We start from the raw sequence: 18,787 nt of genomic DNA on the forward strand, positions 1-18,787 counted from the left end.
CCTGGCAGAGGAGGGAAGGGCTTGCGACGTAGCACACACATCGCCGGGAAAGTGTTAGCGAGCACCCATCCGCCGGTGGTAGCGATAGGAATGGCCTTCGACTCCTTACTCCATCGGGCCGGCGGCCCAGCCGTCCTCGACCTGCTGGGCGGCAAGCTCTCCGGCGCTGAGCTGACGACGCTCCTACTCGCCGTCATGCGGCGCCGGGCATCGGCGCGGTCCCCGGCACAGGTGCTCCGGCGGTACACCGAAGATCGCTTCACGGAACTGGGCCGGACAGCGTTCCGCAACCTGCGCCGGGTGGAGGACGCTCTGTTGTCCACACTGTCCGGTGACGTGGAGATGGTGACGCTGGCGCCGGTCGCGCCGCTCGGCACCCACTCGGCGGTGGCCACTGTGGACCAGAACAAGGTCGTCACGACCATCAGGGGCACTGAGGTCGCGGCGGACCCCACAAACGGCCTCGCGTTGGAGGTCGCGCGCCGCCGCCAGGCACTGCTGCGCGAAAACGCCAGATCGGGTACCGCCGTGCGGCTCGCGGCGTTCCAGCGGGTGCTGCGCGCGCAGCGGTTCGAGGGGGCGAGCGCGCACTTTTCGTTGCTGGGACTGGTATCCGGAGGGCGGGACACCGGCGATCTGGTGTTCGAGCGGACACACATCGCCGAGCACCTGGCGTACCTTGTGGAGGCTCTGCGAGCCGCCGGCGCGCGTGAGATCGACGTGCGGGTGCGGGTGCTCGACCCGCGGTTCGCCGCGCTGGCAGCGGAACTGCCCTACGAGGCGGTGGAAGGCAACAGCGGCTACTACACCGGCCTCACCTACAAGGTGTACGTCGAGGGTGGCGTGGAGGTCGCCGACGGCGGCTTCGTCGACTGGACGCGGCGCCTGCTCGGCAACAACAAGGAGCGCCTGCTCGTCAGCGGCGTCGGGATCGACCAGGTGGCGTCAGCGACCGGATAGGCCGGTGCACCGGCGCAGGTCGGCGAAGCGGTCACGCTGGCGCTTGGCGGCCGCCCCGGTCAGCGGCACCGGCTGCCCGCTGCTGGACACGACGGCGGGCACCAGCTCGTTTCGCACCACCTGCCGCCCTCGCACCGTCAGCCGCAGCACCCCTGTCTGCGTACTGGCCGAGTTGCCGTACCAGAGGAAGTTGCCCAGCCCGTACGCCACATACGTCTCGCCGAGCCAGCCGTCGCCCTGGAGCGTGTGCGCGTGCGTGCCGACGACGATGTCGGCGCCCGCCGCGGCGAGCTTCCCGGCGAACCGTTTCTGGTCGGAGGTAGGGCATTCGTTGCCCTCCTGCCCCCAGTGGTTGAACACGATCACGAGATCGGCGTCGCGCCGGGCGGCCGCTACCGCCGCGACGGCACGCTGGACGTTCCACGCCATCGCGATGCCGGGCCGGTCGTCGCGCGCGGCCCAGGTCGACGCGAGCATCCGGATCTGGCTGAACCCCAGCACCGCCACCCGCACGCCGCGCACGTTGGTGATCCACGGCTGGTGCGCCTCGGTCGTATTGCGCCCGGCGCCGAAGACCGGATAGGTCGCGCGTTTCGCGCTGTCCAATGTGTCCAGCAGGCCGACCTGTCCATAGTCGAGCGCGTGGTTGTTGGCCAGCGAGACCGCGTCGATGCCCGCTCCACGCAGAGCGGCGTAGGTGCTCGTGGGCGCGCGGAAGTGGTACTGCTTCGGCTCTGGCCGGCCGCGCGTGGTGACCGCCGTCTCCAGGTTGACGATCGCGAGGTCCGCACTGGACAGCAGCGGGATGGTGGCGCCGAAGGCCGTTGCGGGCTCGCGTAGCAGCCGCGCCGTGCGGCCGGTGAAGTGCACGTCGCCGCCGAACGCGAGGGTGATCTCCGGTGGCGGCGTAGGGCTCGGCTGTGGGGGCGTCACGGTTGGCGAAGACGTTGGCGGCGCGGGTGGCGCGGGCTTCGACGGCTCGTCGCCACAGCCGGCGGCCAGGAACGCGACAAGCAGCGCCGCGATGCGTCCCCGGCCCCTCGTCACCAGCCCAGGGTACGAAACCGGGCGCCAGCCGCCGCCCGCGATCAAGGAAATCTCCATCGATCAAGGGCAACCGCACGTGGAAAAGAGATCGAACCACGTGCGTTTGCCCTTGATCGGCGGGGAGGTGGGTGCGGCGGCGGTGGCGGGGGGCGGGGGGAGGGGGGAGGGGGGAGGGGGAGGGGGCACAACGGGTGCACAGGTAATGCTTCGGCCGGCTTTCGGGGGTGGTTGCTCTTATGGGGGGCGTCAGTAGCGGAAGGGGACATGAGCATGCGGATCAAAGCCATCGTCGCGCTCAGCTTCGCCGGCGCGGCGGCCGCCGCGGTGATCGCGGGCGGTGCTGCGTACGCCAGCGAGGCCAACCGTGGCGACGACGCCAACGTGCGGATCGTCTACGAGGACTGTCCAGAGAAGAACGGCGGCACCGGGAACGCGCCGTCTGAGGAGAGCCTGTGAGCGCACCGACCACCACCGAAACCGAAGCGCCGGCGCCACACGTCCTGCTGGAGCAGGCGCTCTTCGAAGTGAAACGGGTCATCGTCGGGCAGGACAGGCTCGTCGAACGGCTGATGACCGCCCTGCTCGCCGACGGCCACTGCCTGCTGGAGGGCGTACCGGGAGTGGCGAAGACGCTCGCCGCGCAGACCCTCGCGACCGCGGTTGGCGGCACGTTCAACCGGATCCAGTTCACGCCCGACCTGGTGCCGTCCGACATCGTCGGCACCCGGATATACCGTGCGTCGAAGGAGAACTTCGACGTCGAGCTAGGGCCGATCATGGCCAACCTGGTACTGGCGGACGAGATCAACCGGGCGCCGGCGAAGGTGCAGTCGGCCTTGCTGGAGGCGATGGCCGAGCGCCAGGTCTCCATCGGTGGCCGCTCGTACCCGGTGCCTGATCCGTTCCTGGTGCTCGCGACCCAGAACCCGATCGAGTCCGAGGGCGTGTACCAGCTTCCGGAGGCGCAGCGCGACCGGTTCCTCATGAAGATCGTCGTGGGCTACCCGACGGACGAGGAGGAGCTGGGCATCCTGTACCGGATGGGCACCTCGCGGCCGGAACCGCGCACGGTGCTCAACCCGCAGCGCCTCACCGTGCTGCAGGAACTGGCCCGCGGTGTGTTCGTGCACCACGCGCTCGCCGAGTACGTGGTGCGGCTTGTCGTTGCGACGCGTGATCCTGCTCGGTTCGGCGCGGGTGACCTCAAGTCCCGCCTCGCGTACGGCGCGAGCCCGCGGGCCACGCTCGGCCTGGTGGCAGCCGCACGCGCGCTGGCGCTGTTGCGGGGCCGGGAGTACGTGCTGCCGAACGACATCACCGACCTCGCCGTCGACGTGCTGGCGCACCGGCTGGTGCTGTCGTTCGACGCGGTGGCCGACGGCGTGGTGCAGGAAGACGTGGTGCGCCGGCTGGTCGAGGCGGTGCCGCCGCCGCAGATCGCCCCCCACCAGGCGGAACAAGCGGCATGAGCACCCCACGAAAGCGCTCGCCGCGCTCACCCTTCCGGGGGGACCCCGCATGAACGAGGGATACGCCACAGTTCATCAGCTCGCGCCGGAGCGCCGGCTGCGGCGGCTGGAGCTGACCATCACCCGGCGCCTCGATGGGCTGCTGCACGGCCAGTACCTCGGCCTGCTACCGGGCGCGGGCAGCGAACTGGCCGGCAGCCGGGAGTACCGGCCGGGCGAGGACGAGGTGCGGCGGATGGATTGGGCGGTCACCGCCCGGACCGCCGTGCCGCACGTGCGTGAGGTCGACGCCGACCGGGAGCTGACCACCTGGCTGCTCGTCGACGCCACGCCCAGCATGGACTTCGGCACGGCCGACGTGGAGAAGCGGGAGCTGGCGGTCGCCGCGACGGCAGCGGTGGGCTTCCTCACCGCGGGCGCCGGCAACCGGCTCGGCGCGCACGTGCTGGGCATGGACGGCGTGCGGCGGTACCCGGCAAGGACCGGACGCACGCACCTGCTCGGACTGCTGCGCACGCTCTTGGCGGTACCCAGGGCGGCAGCCGGAGCGCAACCCCACGCGTTGGGTGAGGCGCTCGCGGGTCTGGCACGGTCGGCGCCGCGGCGGGGCCTTGTGGTCGTGGTGTCCGACTTCCTGGACGGACTGCCGGAGAACGACCGCGATGACCGCCCGGAGTGGGAGGCCGACCTGCGACGGCTCGCCGTCCGGCACCAGGTGTTGGCGGTCGAAGTAACCGACCCGCGCGAGCTGGAACTGCCGGACGTCGGCCTCATCACGCTGGTCGACCCGGAGAGCGGGCAGCGGCGCGAGGTATCGACCAGCAGCCGGCGGCTGCGCGAGAAGTACCAGGCCGCGGCCACGGCTCAGCGCGACATCGTGCGGCGATCGCTGCGCCGCACCGGCGCGCACCACCTGCCGCTGTGCACCGACCGCGACTGGGTCGCGGACATCGTCCGGCACGTGTACGCCCAGCGCCGCCTCGCCATGGCGGCCCGACAACCGGGAGGTGCAGCGTGAACCACCCCACGAATTTGCTCCGCTACGCTCCACAAATCCGCGGGGGCCCCGCATGAGTTTCGAAAGTCCGATACGGCTGTGGCTGCTGCTCGGGGTGGCGCTGCTCGCCGCCGGGTACCTGGTCATGCAACGGCGGCGCAGCCGGTACGCGGTGCGCTTCACCAACCTGCGCCTGCTCGACCGGGTGGCGCCAAAGCGTCCGGGCTGGCGCCGGCACGTGCCGGCCAGCCTGTTCCTGGCGATGATGGCGCTGCTCGTGGTCGGGTTCGCCCGGCCGACCGACGAGGTGAAGGTGCCACGCGAGCGGGCCACCGTGGTCGTGGCGGTGGACGTGTCGATGTCGATGCTCGCCACCGACGTGTCGCCGGACCGCCTCGGTGCGGCCAAGGAGGCGGCGCTGGAGTTCGTCGACGGGCTGCCGGAGGAGTTCAACGTCGGGCTGGTCGCGTTCGCGGGCGACGCGTCCGTGTACGTGGCGCCGACCACCGACCGTGCCGCCCTCGATGCCGGCATCGACCGCCTCGACCAGGGCGGCACCGGCCGGCAGGGCACGGCGATCGGCGACGCCATGACGACGGCGCTGCAGAGCATCCAGACAGTCGACGCGGAGGCCGCCGAAGACACGCCGCCGGCACGGGTGGTGCTGCTCTCCGACGGCGCCAACACCGCCGGGCGCGACCCCGGGGAGGCGTCCGCCGACCTGGTGGCCGCCGGGGTGCCGGTCGACACGATCGCGTTCGGTACGGCGTCCGGCGTCATCCAGGGCGGTGGCCGCTCGCTGTCTGTGCCGGTGGACGGCGAGACGCTCCAGGCCGTCGCGCAGGAAACCGGCGGCGGGTACCACGAGGCGGCCAGCAACGACGAGTTGCGCGCCGTATACGAGGACATCGGCAGCTCGGTCGGCTTCACCACCGAGCGGCAGGACGTGTCGGCCCGGTTCATCGGTCTCGGCCTGATCCTCGCTCTGCTGGCGGCGGCCGCGTCGATGTTCTGGTTCGCGCGGATTCCATGATGGAGGGACGTCAGATGACTGCGCCACAAGGACTCGGGCACCCGCGCGGCCCCGGGTTCATCTCCCCGGAGCTGGACCCGTGGGCCGTGCCCCGCCCAGCCACGGCACCGGTCGACGCGCCGCCGGCAGGCGGTACCCGATGGCCCCGCATGTTGCTCGCGGGCCTCGCGCTGGTGGGGGTGTCGGCGGCGTCCGGAGCCGTCGCCGGCGGGTGGGTGGCCGATCCTCCGCCGCCGCCGGAGGCGGCAGGCGCGTCCACGGCGCCGCCCACATCCAATGCCGTGCCCAGTGATCTGGTCGGCGCCGCGGCCATCGCCCTGCCCGGCGTGGTCTCCGTCCGGGTCGGCAACGCCGGCGGATCCGGGTTCGTGGTCGACGACCAGGGGCACATCATCACCAACAACCATGTGGTGGCGGGCGGCGGCAACGTGAGCGTCGTCGGGCAGGACGGGCGGCGGTTGCCGGCCGAGGTGGTCGGGCGCGACCCGGACAGCGACATCGCGGTGCTCCGGGTCACACCGACAAGCGCCCTGCGACCGCTCGCGCTCGTCCAGGCGGGCGCCACCGACGTCGGCGAACCAGTGCTCGCCGTCGGGTCGCCGCTCGGCCTCTCCGGCACCGTCACCGCCGGCATTGTCAGCGCGCTCGACCGGCGGGTACGGCTCGGCGACACCGGGGCCCGGCAGAGCGCCATCCAGACCGACGCGTCCATCAACCCGGGCAACTCGGGCGGACCGCTCGTCAACGCCCAAGGCGAGGTGATCGGCGTCAACACGGCGATCGCCACGCTGGAGGGCAGCGGGAACATCGGCATCGGTTTCGCGATCCCGATCGAGCGCGCCCAGCAGGCGGCTGAGCGGATCATCCGCGACGGCGGTTAGCGTTCTGACATGCGGCTACTGGTGGTAGAGGACGAGGAGGACCTGGCCGAGGCCCTGCGCCTCGGCCTGGTCCGCGCCGGGTACGCGGTCGACGTCGCCATGGACGCGGCGCAGGCGTACGAGCGGCTGGGCGTCAACGGGTACGACCTGATGCTGCTCGACATCAACCTGCCAGACGCGAACGGATTCGACGTCTGCCGCGCCATCCGCCACGGCGAGGTACCCGTCGAGGGCGGCGCGGAGCTGCGCGTGCTGATGCTCACCGCGCGTGGCGCGCTGCACGACCGGGTTCGAGGGCTCGACGAGGGCGCCGACGACTACCTCGTCAAGCCGTTCGCGCTGGCGGAGCTGCTGGCCCGGGTACGGGCGCTGCTGCGGCGCGACACCAACGGCGGCACCGCTGTGTTGCGCGTCGGGCCGCTCCAGCTCGACGTGTCACGGCACGAGGCCAGCCGGGACGGCGCGCCGCTGCACCTGACGCCGAAGGAGTTCGGGGTGCTGGAGTACCTGATGACCCGCCCCGGGCACGTGGTCTCCGCCGAGGAACTGCTGGAGCACGTCTGGGACGAAAACGCCGACCCGTTCACGCAGACCGTGCGGGTGACCGTGGGTACGCTGCGGCGCAAGCTCGGCGGCGAGGCCATCGAAACGGTGGTTGGACGCGGGTACCGCCTGCGGGAGACAGCATGAAGCGCTTCGTACAGTCCATCAGGTTCCGGCTCACCGTGCTGTACTCCACACTGCTGTTCGCGCTGGCCGGTGCCGGGCTCGCGGTGACCTACGTGGCCGTCGAGCGCGCCACCGACCCGAAGCCGATCACGAAGGAGTACGAGGCAGACATCGTCAAGCACGGCCGCACCGTCGGCACGATGACGGTCGCCGAGGTCGACGAGATCGAGTCCGCGGTCAACTTCAGTACCCTGGAGACGCTGCGCAACTACTCGCTGATCGCGATGGGCGGGCTCTTCCTCGCCAGCCTCGGCATCGGGTGGGTGCTGTCCGGGCGTGCCCTGCGGCCGGTGGGCGCGATCGCCCGCACCGCACGGGAGATCCAGGCCACCGACCTGTCGCGGCGCATCCGGCTCGACGGGTACCGCGACGAGCTACGCGAACTCGGCGACACCATCGACTCGATGCTCGACCGCCTCGACGGCGCGTTCCAGGCGCAGCGCCAGCTCATCGACGACGCCTCGCACGAGCTGCGCAGCCCGCTGGCGATCATTCGGGCCAACCTCGACGCGTCGCTCATGGACGCCCCGGACGCCACCGACGCCGAGCGGGCGCGGGCCGTCGCCGTGATCGACCGGGCCACCACGCGGATGACACGGCTCGTCGAGGACCTGCTCGCCACCGCGCGCCGCAACGCGGACGCCCTCGCCGACAGCGACGTGGAGCTGGGGGCGGTCGCCCGCGAGGCGGGCGAGGACTTCACCGCCATCGCCGCCGAGCGTGCGGTCGTTATCGAGTACAGCGTGCGTCAGTCGGACCTGTGGCTGATCGGCGACCACGACGCGCTCCGCCGCTCAGTGGGCAACCTGCTGTCGAACGCGGTGCGGCTGTCACCGGGCGGGGGCAGGGTGACGGTTGGGGCTGGGCGGGCCGGCGGGTGGCTGTGGGTGGGCGTGGCCGACCAGGGCCCGGGTATCGCGCCCGACGATCACGCGCGGGTGTTCGACCGGTTCTGGCGCGCCGGCTCCCAGCTCGACCGGCGCACCGGACTGGGCCTCGCGATCGTGCGGCAAATCACCGAATCGCACGGCGGTCACGTGGCGGTGTTCTCGTCGCTGGGCGTCGGGAGCACGTTCGTCCTGTGGCTGCCAGCCACCGACCGCACCGACGACACGCCGCCACCTGCTGTTTCTCCGCTGTAGTCGGACCACAATGGATAGGTGACCCAACCCGCGTGGCGGCGCCCACACCAGGCTGAGCACCGCTGGCCGGTGGCGTTCGCCATCGCGGCGGCCATCGCCCTGCAATGGCTGACGCCGCAGCAGCTCGCGTTCGACCCGCGTTGGCTGCTGCCCGTCATCGAGCTGGCGCTCCTGCTCGGACTGCTCGCGGTCAACCCGTTTCGCATGGACCGCGAGTCGTCGGCGCTGCACTTCGCCAGCCTGGCGCTGGTCGCGGTCGCCACCGTGGCCGTCGTGTGGTCCACCGCCCGGCTCGTCGTCGTGCTGGCCCGCGGTGGTGACGCCGGCAAACCGAGCGAGGTGCTGCTGAGCGGCGCCGTCATCTGGCTCACCAACATGATGGTGTTCGCCCTCTGGTACTGGCTGCTCGACCGCGGCGGCCCGGCCTCGCGTGCGAACGCCCGGCGCGTGCACCCCGACTTCCTGTTTCCCCAGATGACCCTGGACGACCTGGCGCACTCCGAATGGCGCCCGGTCTTCATCGACTACCTGTACCTGGCGTTCACCAACTCGACGGCGTTCAGCCCCACAGACACGCTTCCGCTGGCCCGCTGGGCCAAGGTGGCGATGATGGTGCAGTCGTGCGTGTCCTTCCTCATCGTCATCCTGGTCATCGCCCGCGCGGTGAACGCGCTTAACTAGGTGCGTGGCGGACCTGACGATCCGGACCGGGATCACGATCCCGGAGGCCGAACTGAGCTGGCGGTTCTCGCGTTCCAGCGGGCCCGGTGGGCAGGGCGTGAACACCACCGACTCGCGCGTGGAACTGTCGTACGACCTCGCGTCGTCGCAAGCGTTGCCGGAGCGACTGCGCGAACGGGCGCTGGAACGGCTCGCCGGCCGGCTCATCGACGGCATCATCACGATCGCCGCCTCAGAGCACCGGTCGCAGCTGCGCAACCGGGAGGCCGCTCAGGCCCGACTGGCGGCCCTGCTCCGCGAGGCCATCGCGCCGCCGCCACCCGCGCGCCGGCCAACCAAGCCGAGCCGCGCGGCCAAGCAGCGGCGCCTCGACGAGAAACGCCGCCGCTCCGAGATCAAACGGAACCGGCGAGTGGACTGACCTTTGTCAGTGGACTGACCGCCTCGATCAGCCGCTCCCGGATCGGGGCGGCACGCACCGCGAAGGCGCGTTGTGCGGCCGCGTACTCGGCCCTGCCCTCCGGCGTCTCCACCCGCACCGGCGCGTAGCCCAGATCCGCGAGGTCGTACGGGCTGGCCCGCATGTCCAGCGCCCGGATGTCTCGCGCCAGCGCGAACGCGTCCGCCACCAGCTCGCTCGGCACCAGCGGAGACAGCTTGTACGCCCACTTGTAGAGATCCATGTTGGCGTGCAGGCAGCCCGGCTGCTCGTTGTCGTGCTGCGATTCGCGGGTGGGCTGGAGCAGGTTGATCGGGCGGGCGGCCGGCGTGAAGAACCGGAACGCGTCGAAGTGGCTGCACCGCACCCGGTTCTCCTCGACCACCCGGTCGGTCTGCGCGGGAGACAGCCGCAGGCTCACCTGGTCGTGGCGCACGCTGTCCGTCCGGTACACCATGGCCCACTCGTGCATGCCGAAGCAGCCGAACTGGGGCGGCCGCGAGGCGGTACGCGAAAGGAGCGTGTGGATCCATTCCAGTGAGCGTTTCGCGGCGGCTGCCGTGTCCAACGTCACGCCGCCGTCGACCGCGACGTAGTCGCGGTCAGGCAGACCGTCCCGCAGCACCACGCCGGCGCCCGGATGCCACCGCCGCAGCTGCGCGGGCCGGAACGAGTAGTACGTGAACAGGAAGTCCTCGACAGGGTGCTTCACCCCCGCCTGCCGGCGCGCCAGATGCGGAGCCAGCCAGGCGTCGACCCGGCGCTCGTGCGCCGCCCGCCTCGCGCGCCACTGCGTCGCGTCCAGGTACCTCACGGCCCCAGGGTAGGTTGAGGCTGTGCGTATCGCTCGTTTCGTTCACGCTGGTGGGATGTCCTTCGGAATCGTCGAAGGCGACGCGGGCGGCCTGACCGTCGCCGGCATCGACGGACACCCGTTCGGGCAGATCTCGTTCACCGGCGAGCGGTGGGCCCTCGCCGACGTGCGCCTCCTCTCACCGATCCTGCCGAGCAAGGTGGTGTGCGTGGGGCGCAACTACGCCGACCACGCCGCGGAACACGGCGCCGAGGTGCCCAAAGAGCCGCTGATCTTCCTCAAGCCGTCGACCTCCGTGGTCGGCCCACGCGACGCGGTCAAGCTGCCGCCACAGTCGAAGCAGGTCGAGCACGAGGCCGAGCTCGCGGTCATCATCGGCCCGCCGGGTGCGAGGCGCGTCGACCGCGCCGGGGCAGAGCGGGCCATTTTCGGGTACGCCTGCGCCAACGACGTGACCGCCCGCGACCTGCAGCGCACCGACGGCCAGTGGACCCGCGCCAAGGGCTTCGACTCGTTCTGCCCGTTGGGCCCCTGGATCGTCACCGACCTCGACGTCAGCGACCTCGAGGTGCGGTGCGAGGTCGGCGAGGAGGTCCGCCAACTCGGCCGCACCAAAGACATGGTCTTCGACGTGCCGACCCTCATCTCGTACGTGTCGCACGTCATGACCCTGCTGCCCGGCGACGTCCTGCTCACCGGCACACCGGCCGGCGTCAGCCCCCTGACGGCCGGCGACACGGTGACCGTGCGGATCGAGGGCATCGGCGAGCTGGCCAACCCGGTGCTCGCGCTCGACTGAGTGCGAGCCGATTTGGCGGGCTTCGGACGGTCGGGTAAAGTTCGTGAGCGGCGCGGTCCTCACGGTTCGTGCCACATTGGGGTATGGGGTAATTGGCAGCCCAACTGATTCTGGTTCAGTTAGTCTAGGTTCGAGTCCTGGTACCCCAGCGGCCGGCGCCTGCGAAGGCGCCGGAGCTGGTCTCTGGTAGAGTTCAGCACCGTTGCTCGCAAGGGCGACAAGGAAAGTCCTGGCCCCGTCGTCTAGCGGCCTAGGACGCCGCCCTCTCAAGGCGGTAGCGTGGGTTCGAATCCCATCGGGGCTACAGACGCAAGGCCCGCAGCGCAGCTGCGGGCCCTTTGTGTTAGCCGGCTCGTGATACCCCAGGCCTGCACCGCGGTTGTGTCGCGCCCACGTGGTTGCCATGCGCGGGTTGCCGCGCGCTCGCTTGCGCCGCGCGCCCGCGCCGGGGGTCGCGACGCCGCGCGGACCTCGCGCCCTCTCCGTCGATCAAGGGCAAATGCACGTGGTTGGATCTCTTTTCCGCGTGCGTTTGCCCTTGATCCATGCAGATCTCCTTGATCGGCGGACGCTGCGGCGCCGTCGGCGGCCACCCTGCGGCGCTCCGCCTGGTGCGCAATGCGGGACTCGCGCGCAGTGGCGCGGCCGTGTCGGCTCGCGTCCGCGCGGCGGCCTAACCCGACGGTGCGCAAGCAATGGCGCGACGCAGCGTGTGAGGCGGGCAATGGCGCGACGCAGCGTGTGAGGCGGGCAATGGCGCGACGCAGCGTGTGAGGCGGGCAATGGCGCGACGCAGCGTGTGAGGCGGGCAATGGCGCGACGCAGCGTGTGAGGCGGGCAATGGCGCGACGCAGCGTGTGAGGCGGGCAATGGCGCGACGCAGCGTGTGAGGCGTAGGGACCGTCGATCAAGGGCGTTCGCATCGATCAAGGGCGAACGCACGTGGAAAAGAGATCCAACCACGTGCGTTCGCCCTTGATCGACGGGGGAGACGGCGCGCCGCGCCGCGACGCGGGCGGTGCGGGCCACGCGGGCGATGCGGCGTGCGGTGCGGCGGGGTGGGGTGGGCGCGATGCGGGGTGGGCGATGCGGGGCGGAGTTAGAGGCCGCTTAGGCGTTGGCCGGCTCTTACTACCGCCATGGCGTGGCGGTCGCCGGGGCGGCGGCCGAGGCGTTCGATGGGGCCGGAGACGCTTACCGAGGCGATCACCCGGCCTGTCCGGTCGCGGATCGGGGCGGAGACGCTTGCCACACCGGGCTCGCGCTCGGCAACGCTTTGCGCCCAACCACGCCGCCGCACCTCGGCCAGTGTGCGGCCGGTGAACTTGCAGCGGGGGAGCAGCGGCATCACGGCCTCCGGCGGCTCCCACGCGAGCAGGATCTGCGCGGCGGAGCCGGCGGTCATGGGCAGTACCGAGCCGACGGGAACGGTGTCGCGCAGGCCGCTCGCGCGTTCGGCGGCGGCCACGCAGACGCGTTCGTCGGCGCGACGCAGGTACAACTGGGCGCTTTCGCCCGTGGCGTCCCGCAGTGCGGCGAGAAGCGGCTCGGCGGCGGTCAGCAGGACGTCGGGTGCGGCGTTGGCAAGCTCACCGAGGCGCGGGCCCGGACGCCACCGTCCCTGGGTGTCCCGTACCAGCATTCGGTGGATCTCAAGAGCCTGTGCCAGGCGGTGTGCGGTGGCTCGCGGAAGCTTCGTCCGGTCCACCAATTCGGCCAGGCTCGCGCCATCTACGCAGGCCGCGAGGATGACCACCGCCTTGTCGAGAACGCCGACACCGCTCATACTGTGTCCCACAAGCCGAAACATACCTCCCAGAATTTAGGATGTCCAGATGGTGGGAGACACTGCCAAACCAAGGACCCTGGCCGAGAAGGTCTGGGACGCCCACGTGGTGCGATCTGCCGAGGGCGAGCCGGATCTGTTGTTCATCGACCTTCACCTGCTGCACGAGGTGACCAGCCCGCAGGCGTTCGACGGCCTGCGGATGGCGGGGCGCCAGGTGCGGCGCACGGACCTGACGCTCGCGACCGAGGATCACAACACGCCGACGGGATACGCCGACCCGGCTTTCAACAGCCGCCGGGGCGACCTGCTGACGATCGCCGACCCGACGTCGCGGACGCAGATCGAGACGCTGCGCCGCAACTGCGCCGAGTTCGGGGTCAAGCTGCACTCGTTGGGTCACGAGCAGCAGGGGATCGTGCACGTGATCGGGCCGCAGCTGGGGCTCACCCAGCCTGGTCTGACCATCGTGTGCGGCGATTCACACACCTCCACGCACGGCGCTTTCGGCGCGCTCGCGTTCGGCATCGGCACCAGCGAGGTCGAGCACGTGCTGGCGACGCAGACGCTGCCGCAGTCCCGGCCGAAGATGATGGCCGTGACGGTGACCGGCGAGCTGGGCCCGGGCGTGACCGCGAAGGACCTCGTGCTCGCCCTCATCGCACAGGTGGGCACCGGTGGCGGGCGCGGCCACATCGTGGAGTACCGCGGCGAGGCCATCCGCAAGCTCTCCATGGAGGGCCGGATGACCATCTGCAACATGTCCATCGAGTGGGGTGCCAAGGCCGGCATGATCGCGCCGGACGAGACCACGTTCGCGTACCTGAAGGGTCGCGAGCACGCGCCCAAGGGTGAGGCGTGGGACGCCGCGGTGGAGTACTGGCGCGGTCTCACGACCGACGATGGCGCCACATTCGACACTGAGGTCATCCTCGACGCTACGCAGATAAGCCCGTTCGTGACGTGGGGTACGAATCCGGGCCAGGGCGCTGCGCTCAACGGTCGCGTGCCGAACCCGGAGGAGATCGTCGACGAGGGCGAGCGGGCCGCCGCCGAGCGCGCGCTGCAGTACATGGATCTCCAGCCCGGCACCGCGCTGCGCGACATCGAGGTGGACGTGGTGTTCGTGGGCTCGTGCACCAACGGCCGGCTGGAAGATCTGCGCGCGGCCGCGGAAGTGTTGCGGGGCCACCATGTCGCCGACGGGGTACGCATGCTCGTCGTGCCCGGTTCCGCCGTGGTGCGCGAAGCGGCCGAGCAGGAAGGACTCGACAAGGTCTTCAGGGACGCGGGCGCCGAGTGGCGGTTCGCCGGCTGCTCCATGTGTCTTGGCATGAACCCCGACACCCTCAAGCCGGGCGAGCGTTCGGCGTCGACCTCCAACCGCAACTTCGAGGGCCGCCAGGGCCGCGGCGGGCGTACCCATCTGGTGTCGCCGACGGTGGCCGCTGCCACCGCCGTGCTGGGCCACCTCGCCGCTCCCGCCGACCTGAACTGAGGCTGACAGACATGGAGAAGTTCACCGTGCACACCGGCACAGCGATCCCGCTGCGCCGGTCCAACGTGGATACCGACCAGATCATCCCGGCGGTGTACCTGAAGCGGGTGACCCGCACCGGGTTCGCCGACGGGCTCTTCAGCGCGTGGCGGGAAGATCCGGCTTTCGTGTTCAACAACCCGGCGTTCGCGGGTGCCTCGATCCTCGTGGCGGGCACCGAGTTCGGCACCGGCTCGTCGCGCGAGCACGCCGTCTGGGCCCTGCGGGACTACGGTTTCCGCGCGGTCATCGCGCCGCGCTTCGGCGACATCTTCCGCGGCAACGCCCTGAAGGAGGGCCTGCTGCCGGTGGAGTTGGAGCTGAAGGCGGTGGAAGCCCTGTGGGATCTGGTCGAGAGCGACCCAACCGCACAGGTGACGGTCGACCTGACGGCTCGCGAGGTGCGCGCCGAACTCCCGGCCAGCACAGCCGTTTGGTCCTTCCCCCTCGACGATTTCAGCCGCTGGCGCCTGCTCGAGGGGCTTGATGACATTGGACTGACGCTCAGGAACGAGGACGCCATCACCGCTTACGAGGAGCGCAGGCTGCCGTTCCTGCCAGTGGTCGGCTAGCCGCTGGGTGTAGTGCTCTAGCCGTTTTCGCCCCTGCCGGATCATCCGGCAGGGGCGAATCCGTTACGACACAACGACTTTTTTTCTGCGGATGTTTGTATCTAGTGGTCAAAGGGCATACCGTGCGCGCAGAATGGCTCGCGTTGAGTCCAAAAGCTAGGTACGGGAGGGAAGTCGTGAACAAGGCCGAGCTCATCGAGGCGCTCGCCGCCCGCTTGGGGGACAAGAAGGCGGCGACGGCGGCGCTGGACGCGGTTCTCGCGGAGGTCCAGCAGGCGGTCACCAAGGGCGACCGGGTGGCCATCACTGGTTTCGGTGTCTTCGAGAAGCGTGTCCGCGGTGCCCGAACAGCCCGCAACCCACGCACCGGTGAAGCGGTGAAGGTGAAGAAGACGTCGGTTCCGGCGTTCCGCGCCGGCGCTGGCTTCAAGGAGATGGTGGCCAGCGGCCGGGTGCCGAAGGCCGCTGCCGCCAAGAAGACCACCGGTGCCACGAAGTCGGCCGCCGCCAAGGCGACGACGGCTACGAAGAAGGCCGCGCCCGCAAAGGCGACGGCGACCAAGAAGGCCGCTCCGGCCGCCAAGAAGGCGACCGCAGCCAAGACCACCCGCGCGGCGAAGACCACCACCGCGCGTGCGACGGCGGCCGCGAAGAAGGCCCCCGCCAAGAAGGCGCCGGCGAAGAAGACCGCGCCGCGCCGCTGACACAACGGTACGCACGAAGAGGGGCGCCCACCCGGGTGCCCCTCTTCGCGTCTGCCCAACGACTGTCTAGCCAACGAGTACGTGCTCCTCTTCCCGCAAGCCGATGCGGGTGTGCGCGCGCCGCAACGGTTCCGGCGTCCACCGGTTGTACCGGTTCAGGAGCATCATGGTCGCCGGCGCGAGCAACATCCGTACCACCGTGGCGTCCAGCGTGACCGCCAGCACGAGGCCGAGCCCGATCGCCTGTGCCGGTGCGAATCCGGCCGTGAGGAAACCGGCGAACATCTCGACGAGCACGCGGGATGCGCGATACCAGGAACACCTCGTAGTCCGCTGAGAATCCGAACGCTATCGCGGATACCAGCACCGGCACCGTCAGGTTTGTGACACCGAGCCGTCGCAGCACGCCACGCGCGACGCGTGCGAGGAACCCGTGCCCTGCGCCGCCTCGGCGGAGTCGAGCGTGATCTGCCACCTGAGCGCTGGTCGTCTTCCGCGGCTTTGGGCGTGGTGATGTTGGCGACGCCGGGCTGCGCGCGCACGTCGGTGATGTCGGCGTCGACCGCCGCGGTGAGGCGTTGGAGGACCTCGGTATACGCACGCCCATCGGCACCACGCCGGGGCGCAGCGCCAGCGCCGCCGAGACGGCCTCTTCGCCGTCGCCGGCCTCCCCGACCACCGCGATGTCCGGTTGGGCGCCCAGGATGACGCTGAAGCCGTCGCGCACCAGGGCTTGGTCGTCGACCACCAGGACGCGGAGCTGATCCCTTTCAGGAGCGAGCGGCTAAGTCTGTGGAACGAGGCGGTCGGCCGCGATCAGGTGCGGGCCGGCGAAAGCCAGCAGCCATCCGGTGCCCTTCGGTGTGGTCCACGCCTTCGCCGAGCCGATACCGGCCAGCCCGGCGAGTGCCTGCGGGATGACCTTGCCCTGGCTGCACACCACGGCCGGCATGCCGCTGCTGGCCAGTTCCCGCAGCCGTGCCGCCGCTCCGGCCGTCACCGCCGCCGGGTCCTGCCCCGGACGCGGCTCGTCAAAGCGGGAGTCCACCTCGATCGGCAGGTCGGACAGGGCGGCCAGCGGGTCGAGGGTCTGGCGGCAGCGGCGTACCGACGCGGAGACGAGCCGCCGGGGCTCCCCGAAAGCGAGCAACGGCGCGAGGGCGTGCGCCTGTGCCCGGCCCGCGGCGTCGAGCGGCCGGGCGGCGTCCGGGCCGGACCAGGTCCCCCGCTTGCCGGCCAGTGCGTGCCGCACGAGCGCCAGCACGCACGTCACCCGTGGCAGGCCGGCGAAGTGCCGCAGCACCTGGGCGTCGTGCGCGTACGTGACGGTGCGCGTCGCGGCTGACGGGCTCAGCCAGCGCACCCCGTCGACCTCCGTGTTGGGGACGAACTCGGGCACCGCGAGGGCGCGCATCGCCCAGTAGTCGACGACCTTCGGCAGGCCGTTGCGCCAGTACCGCACCGACGGCAGGCGGAGCTGCGGCTGCCCGCGTACTCCGGTCTCCTCGTCGACCTCGCGCACGGCGGCGGCCAGCGGATGCTCGCGGCTGTTGAGCTTGCCCTTGGGCAGCGACCAATCGTCGTACCGCGGCCGGTGGACCAGGCATACCTCGACGCGCCCTCCCACCGGCCGCCAGACCACGCCGCCAGCCGCCCGGACGAGCCCTACGGCAGCCAAGCGGTCTTCCTGGGCTTGGCGGCCTTGCGCCACGCCTCCGGGAACTCGGCGCGCACCGTGCGGATGGCGGCGCGCTCGCGTTCGAAGAGCCGCCCGGCGGTGACCGCGAGGGCGTGATCGTCGGGGGAAGCGGCCGCGATGTCGAGCCAGGTGTCCGCGGCCGTGGCGGCGTCCTGGTGCTCGCCGAGCAGGTCCTGCACGCCGGCCAGCGCCTTGCCCAGGTCAGTTGCCGCGCCACCGAGCACGCCCGCGACCGCCTCGACGGCGTACCGGGCCTTCTTGCCGTTGATGCGCACCGCGTGCCACTTCTCGTCGGGCGCGTTCGGGTCGAGGTCGGCCGCGCCGTCTACACCCTTGGCGCCGTACGCCAACTGGTGCCACGGTCGGGACACGAGACGGGGCAGCACGTCGGTGGCCCGGCCCTCGGCCTGCGCCGTCAACCGCGGCGCGATGGTCGCCGCGACCAGGTCGTCGACCAGCTTGACGTACCGGTCGGAGCGCAGCGCCTCGTCGAGCGCGGCAAGCGCCTCCTCGTGCCGGGCGGCAAGCGCCTCGTCGATGTGGGCGATGGCTGCCTCGTCCGGCGGGCTGAGCGGGTCACTCTCGGCTGTGCGGCGTAGCCGGGCACGAAGCACCTCGGCGTCGCGGGCCTCGCCCAGCACGCCCGCGATCCAGCCCAGTTCGTCGCGCAGCGGCTTGGCCCACGCCTTGTCGACGAGCGGGCCGAACGTGCGCAGGTCGCTGCGCAGCCGCCGGCAGCCCACCCGCATCTGGTGCACGGCGGTGTCGTTGTCGCCTACCGGTGCGCGCAGGCGCACCAGCGGGTCGTGCGCGAGAAGGCGGCCGGCGCCCCGGCGGATCGCCGCGGTCACCACATCACCGGCGCTTGGCTTGCGCCGCAGGTCGGTCGGCGCCACGAGATCAGGGGGTGCCGTGGCGGTCTCGCCGAGCGCGCGGATGTTCTTCGGCACGAACCCGCCGGCGACCGCGCCCGCGTCGCACAGTGCCTCGTCGACCCGGTCGAGGAGCTTGCGCCCGCCCGCCTTGCGCTCCACCTCGATCTCGCGGAACTTCAGGCGCACCCGGCGGCCGTCGAGCACCGACACCGCGTCGTCGGCCAGCTCCGCCAACGTCTGACCGTCGTCGTCCCGCAGGTCGTACGCCCGCCGCACCGTGCGCACGACGGCGGCCGCGACCAGCTCAGCGCCGCGCGTGTACGCGGTCACGAGCGCGACCAGATCGGCCGGCGGGGTGCCAGGGTCACCGCCCCGGGAAATCTCGTGCCGTATGCCGGGCGCGTCGGCCGGCAGCTTGACCGTCCACGGCTCGGCATCGCCGCGGCGGTGCCGCAATGACACACCCGCCCGAGCGAGGCGCAGGTCGGGCGTGTCGTAGTACGTCGCGGTCAGCGTGACCGGCGACTGCTCTACCACCTGGCCGCCCGCGGGCAGGCAGTCGGACAGGTCCGGCACCCTGAACCGGACGTCCACCTCGTATTTGCGTTCCTCCTCCAGCATCT

General features: G+C 71.1%; 19 protein-coding genes, 2 tRNA genes and 1 pseudogene. 16 read left to right on the plus strand and 6 right to left on the minus strand.

Annotation, left to right across the window (positions count from 1 at the left end):
- The first annotated feature begins 75 nt into the window (after nt 1–75).
- Nucleotides 76–960 carry a hypothetical protein gene (locus tag V6V89_RS29810; RefSeq protein ID WP_334622812.1) on the plus strand — a complete coding sequence of 295 codons (885 nt, stop codon included), beginning with the start codon at nt 76–78 and terminating at the stop codon, nt 958–960.
- Here the strand turns inward: V6V89_RS29810 and V6V89_RS29815 are convergent.
- On the minus strand, nt 946–2,064 hold the full coding sequence (locus tag V6V89_RS29815; RefSeq protein WP_334622813.1) for a CapA family protein: 1,119 nt from the start codon (nt 2,062–2,064) through the stop codon (nt 946–948). The genes V6V89_RS29810 and V6V89_RS29815 overlap by 15 nt on opposite strands.
- 207 nt (nt 2,065–2,271) lie before the next feature.
- On the opposite strand from V6V89_RS29815, the gene V6V89_RS29820 reads away from it, so the two are divergent.
- Genes V6V89_RS29820 through arfB form a run of 9 tightly spaced genes read left to right on the plus strand, consistent with a single transcriptional unit; the run spans nt 2,272 to nt 9,360 of the window.
- Entirely contained in the window at nt 2,272–2,463 is a 192-nt protein-coding gene (locus tag V6V89_RS29820; protein WP_334622814.1) for a hypothetical protein, read from the plus strand.
- A complete protein-coding gene (locus tag V6V89_RS29825; protein ID WP_442935244.1) occupies nt 2,460–3,476 on the plus strand; it encodes an AAA family ATPase in 1,017 nt (338 codons plus the stop codon). Before V6V89_RS29820 ends, V6V89_RS29825 begins: the two co-directional genes overlap by 4 nt.
- Before the next feature lie 49 nt (nt 3,477–3,525).
- A complete protein-coding gene (locus tag V6V89_RS29830) occupies nt 3,526–4,494 on the plus strand; it encodes a DUF58 domain-containing protein (protein WP_334622815.1) in 969 nt (322 codons plus the stop codon).
- A gap of 52 nt (nt 4,495–4,546) precedes the next feature.
- Entirely contained in the window at nt 4,547–5,506 is a 960-nt protein-coding gene (locus tag V6V89_RS29835; protein WP_334622816.1) for a VWA domain-containing protein, read from the plus strand.
- Between the two features lie 14 nt (nt 5,507–5,520).
- A complete protein-coding gene (locus V6V89_RS29840; protein ID WP_334622817.1) occupies nt 5,521–6,387 on the plus strand; it encodes a S1C family serine protease in 867 nt (288 codons plus the stop codon).
- A 9-nt stretch (nt 6,388–6,396) separates the two neighbouring features.
- Nucleotides 6,397–7,077 (plus strand): response regulator transcription factor, encoded by a 681-nt coding sequence (locus V6V89_RS29845; RefSeq protein ID WP_334622818.1) that lies wholly within the window; start codon nt 6,397–6,399, stop codon nt 7,075–7,077.
- A complete protein-coding gene (locus V6V89_RS29850; RefSeq protein ID WP_334622819.1) occupies nt 7,074–8,258 on the plus strand; it encodes a sensor histidine kinase in 1,185 nt (394 codons plus the stop codon). Before V6V89_RS29845 ends, V6V89_RS29850 begins: the two co-directional genes overlap by 4 nt.
- An 18-nt stretch (nt 8,259–8,276) precedes the next feature.
- Complete coding sequence (locus V6V89_RS29855; RefSeq protein ID WP_334622821.1) at nt 8,277–8,939, plus strand: DUF1345 domain-containing protein; 663 nt, start codon at nt 8,277–8,279, stop codon at nt 8,937–8,939.
- Nucleotides 8,940–8,943: 4 nt separating this feature from the next.
- Nucleotides 8,944–9,360, plus strand: coding sequence for an alternative ribosome rescue aminoacyl-tRNA hydrolase ArfB (gene arfB, locus V6V89_RS29860; protein WP_334622822.1), 417 nt, complete (start codon nt 8,944–8,946; stop codon nt 9,358–9,360).
- Here arfB and V6V89_RS29865 read toward each other — a convergent pair.
- The gene (locus V6V89_RS29865; RefSeq protein WP_334622823.1) at nt 9,335–10,192 is read right to left on the minus strand and encodes a 3-methyladenine DNA glycosylase; all 858 of its coding nucleotides are present in this window, start codon (nt 10,190–10,192) and stop codon (nt 9,335–9,337) included. The genes arfB and V6V89_RS29865 overlap by 26 nt on opposite strands.
- Nucleotides 10,193–10,214: 22 nt before the next feature.
- On the opposite strand from V6V89_RS29865, the gene V6V89_RS29870 reads away from it, so the two are divergent.
- The 3 genes from V6V89_RS29870 to V6V89_RS29880 all read left to right on the plus strand — a co-directional run bounded on the left by V6V89_RS29870 (nt 10,215) and on the right by V6V89_RS29880 (nt 11,295).
- Nucleotides 10,215–10,991, plus strand: a complete 777-nt coding sequence (locus V6V89_RS29870) for a fumarylacetoacetate hydrolase family protein (protein WP_334622824.1) — start codon at nt 10,215–10,217, stop codon at nt 10,989–10,991.
- Nucleotides 10,992–11,068: 77 nt separating this feature from the next.
- Nucleotides 11,069–11,140: transfer RNA gene (locus V6V89_RS29875), tRNA-Gln, on the plus strand.
- Nucleotides 11,141–11,222: 82 nt separating this feature from the next.
- A tRNA-Glu gene (locus V6V89_RS29880) sits at nt 11,223–11,295 on the plus strand.
- Nucleotides 11,296–12,090: 795 nt separating this feature from the next.
- Here V6V89_RS29880 and V6V89_RS29885 read toward each other — a convergent pair.
- The gene (locus tag V6V89_RS29885) at nt 12,091–12,777 is read right to left on the minus strand and encodes an IclR family transcriptional regulator (RefSeq protein WP_281893256.1); all 687 of its coding nucleotides are present in this window, start codon (nt 12,775–12,777) and stop codon (nt 12,091–12,093) included.
- 49 nt (nt 12,778–12,826) lie between these two features.
- Here V6V89_RS29885 and leuC point away from each other — a divergent pair, with 49 nt between their 5' ends.
- The 3 genes and pseudogenes from leuC to V6V89_RS29900 form a co-directional block, all read left to right on the plus strand.
- Nucleotides 12,827–14,275: a 3-isopropylmalate dehydratase large subunit gene (gene leuC / locus V6V89_RS29890; RefSeq protein ID WP_334622825.1), complete on the plus strand. Its 1,449-nt coding sequence runs from the start codon at nt 12,827–12,829 to the stop codon at nt 14,273–14,275.
- Nucleotides 14,276–14,286: 11 nt separating this feature from the next.
- Nucleotides 14,287–14,886, plus strand: a complete 600-nt coding sequence (leuD, locus tag V6V89_RS29895) for a 3-isopropylmalate dehydratase small subunit (RefSeq protein ID WP_334622826.1) — start codon at nt 14,287–14,289, stop codon at nt 14,884–14,886.
- 176 nt (nt 14,887–15,062) lie between these two features.
- Nucleotides 15,063–15,581: pseudogene (locus V6V89_RS29900) on the plus strand (HU family DNA-binding protein); the annotation flags it as partial.
- Nucleotides 15,582–15,656: 75 nt separating this feature from the next.
- Here V6V89_RS29900 and V6V89_RS29905 read toward each other — a convergent pair.
- From V6V89_RS29905 to V6V89_RS29920, 3 genes are all read right to left on the minus strand, one after another.
- Nucleotides 15,657–15,887, minus strand: a complete 231-nt coding sequence (locus V6V89_RS29905; RefSeq protein ID WP_334622828.1) for a hypothetical protein — start codon at nt 15,885–15,887, stop codon at nt 15,657–15,659.
- 487 nt (nt 15,888–16,374) lie between these two features.
- Complete coding sequence (locus V6V89_RS29915) at nt 16,375–17,268, minus strand: NUDIX hydrolase (protein ID WP_334622829.1); 894 nt, start codon at nt 17,266–17,268, stop codon at nt 16,375–16,377.
- A complete protein-coding gene (locus V6V89_RS29920; RefSeq protein WP_334622830.1) occupies nt 17,256–18,785 on the minus strand; it encodes a CYTH and CHAD domain-containing protein in 1,530 nt (509 codons plus the stop codon). Before V6V89_RS29920 ends, V6V89_RS29915 begins: the two co-directional genes overlap by 13 nt.
- Between the last annotated feature and the right edge of the window lie 2 nt (nt 18,786–18,787).

The sequence above is a fragment of the Micromonospora sp. CPCC 206061 genome, assembly GCF_036906915.1.
GTDB lineage: Bacteria > Actinomycetota > Actinomycetes > Mycobacteriales > Micromonosporaceae > Phytohabitans.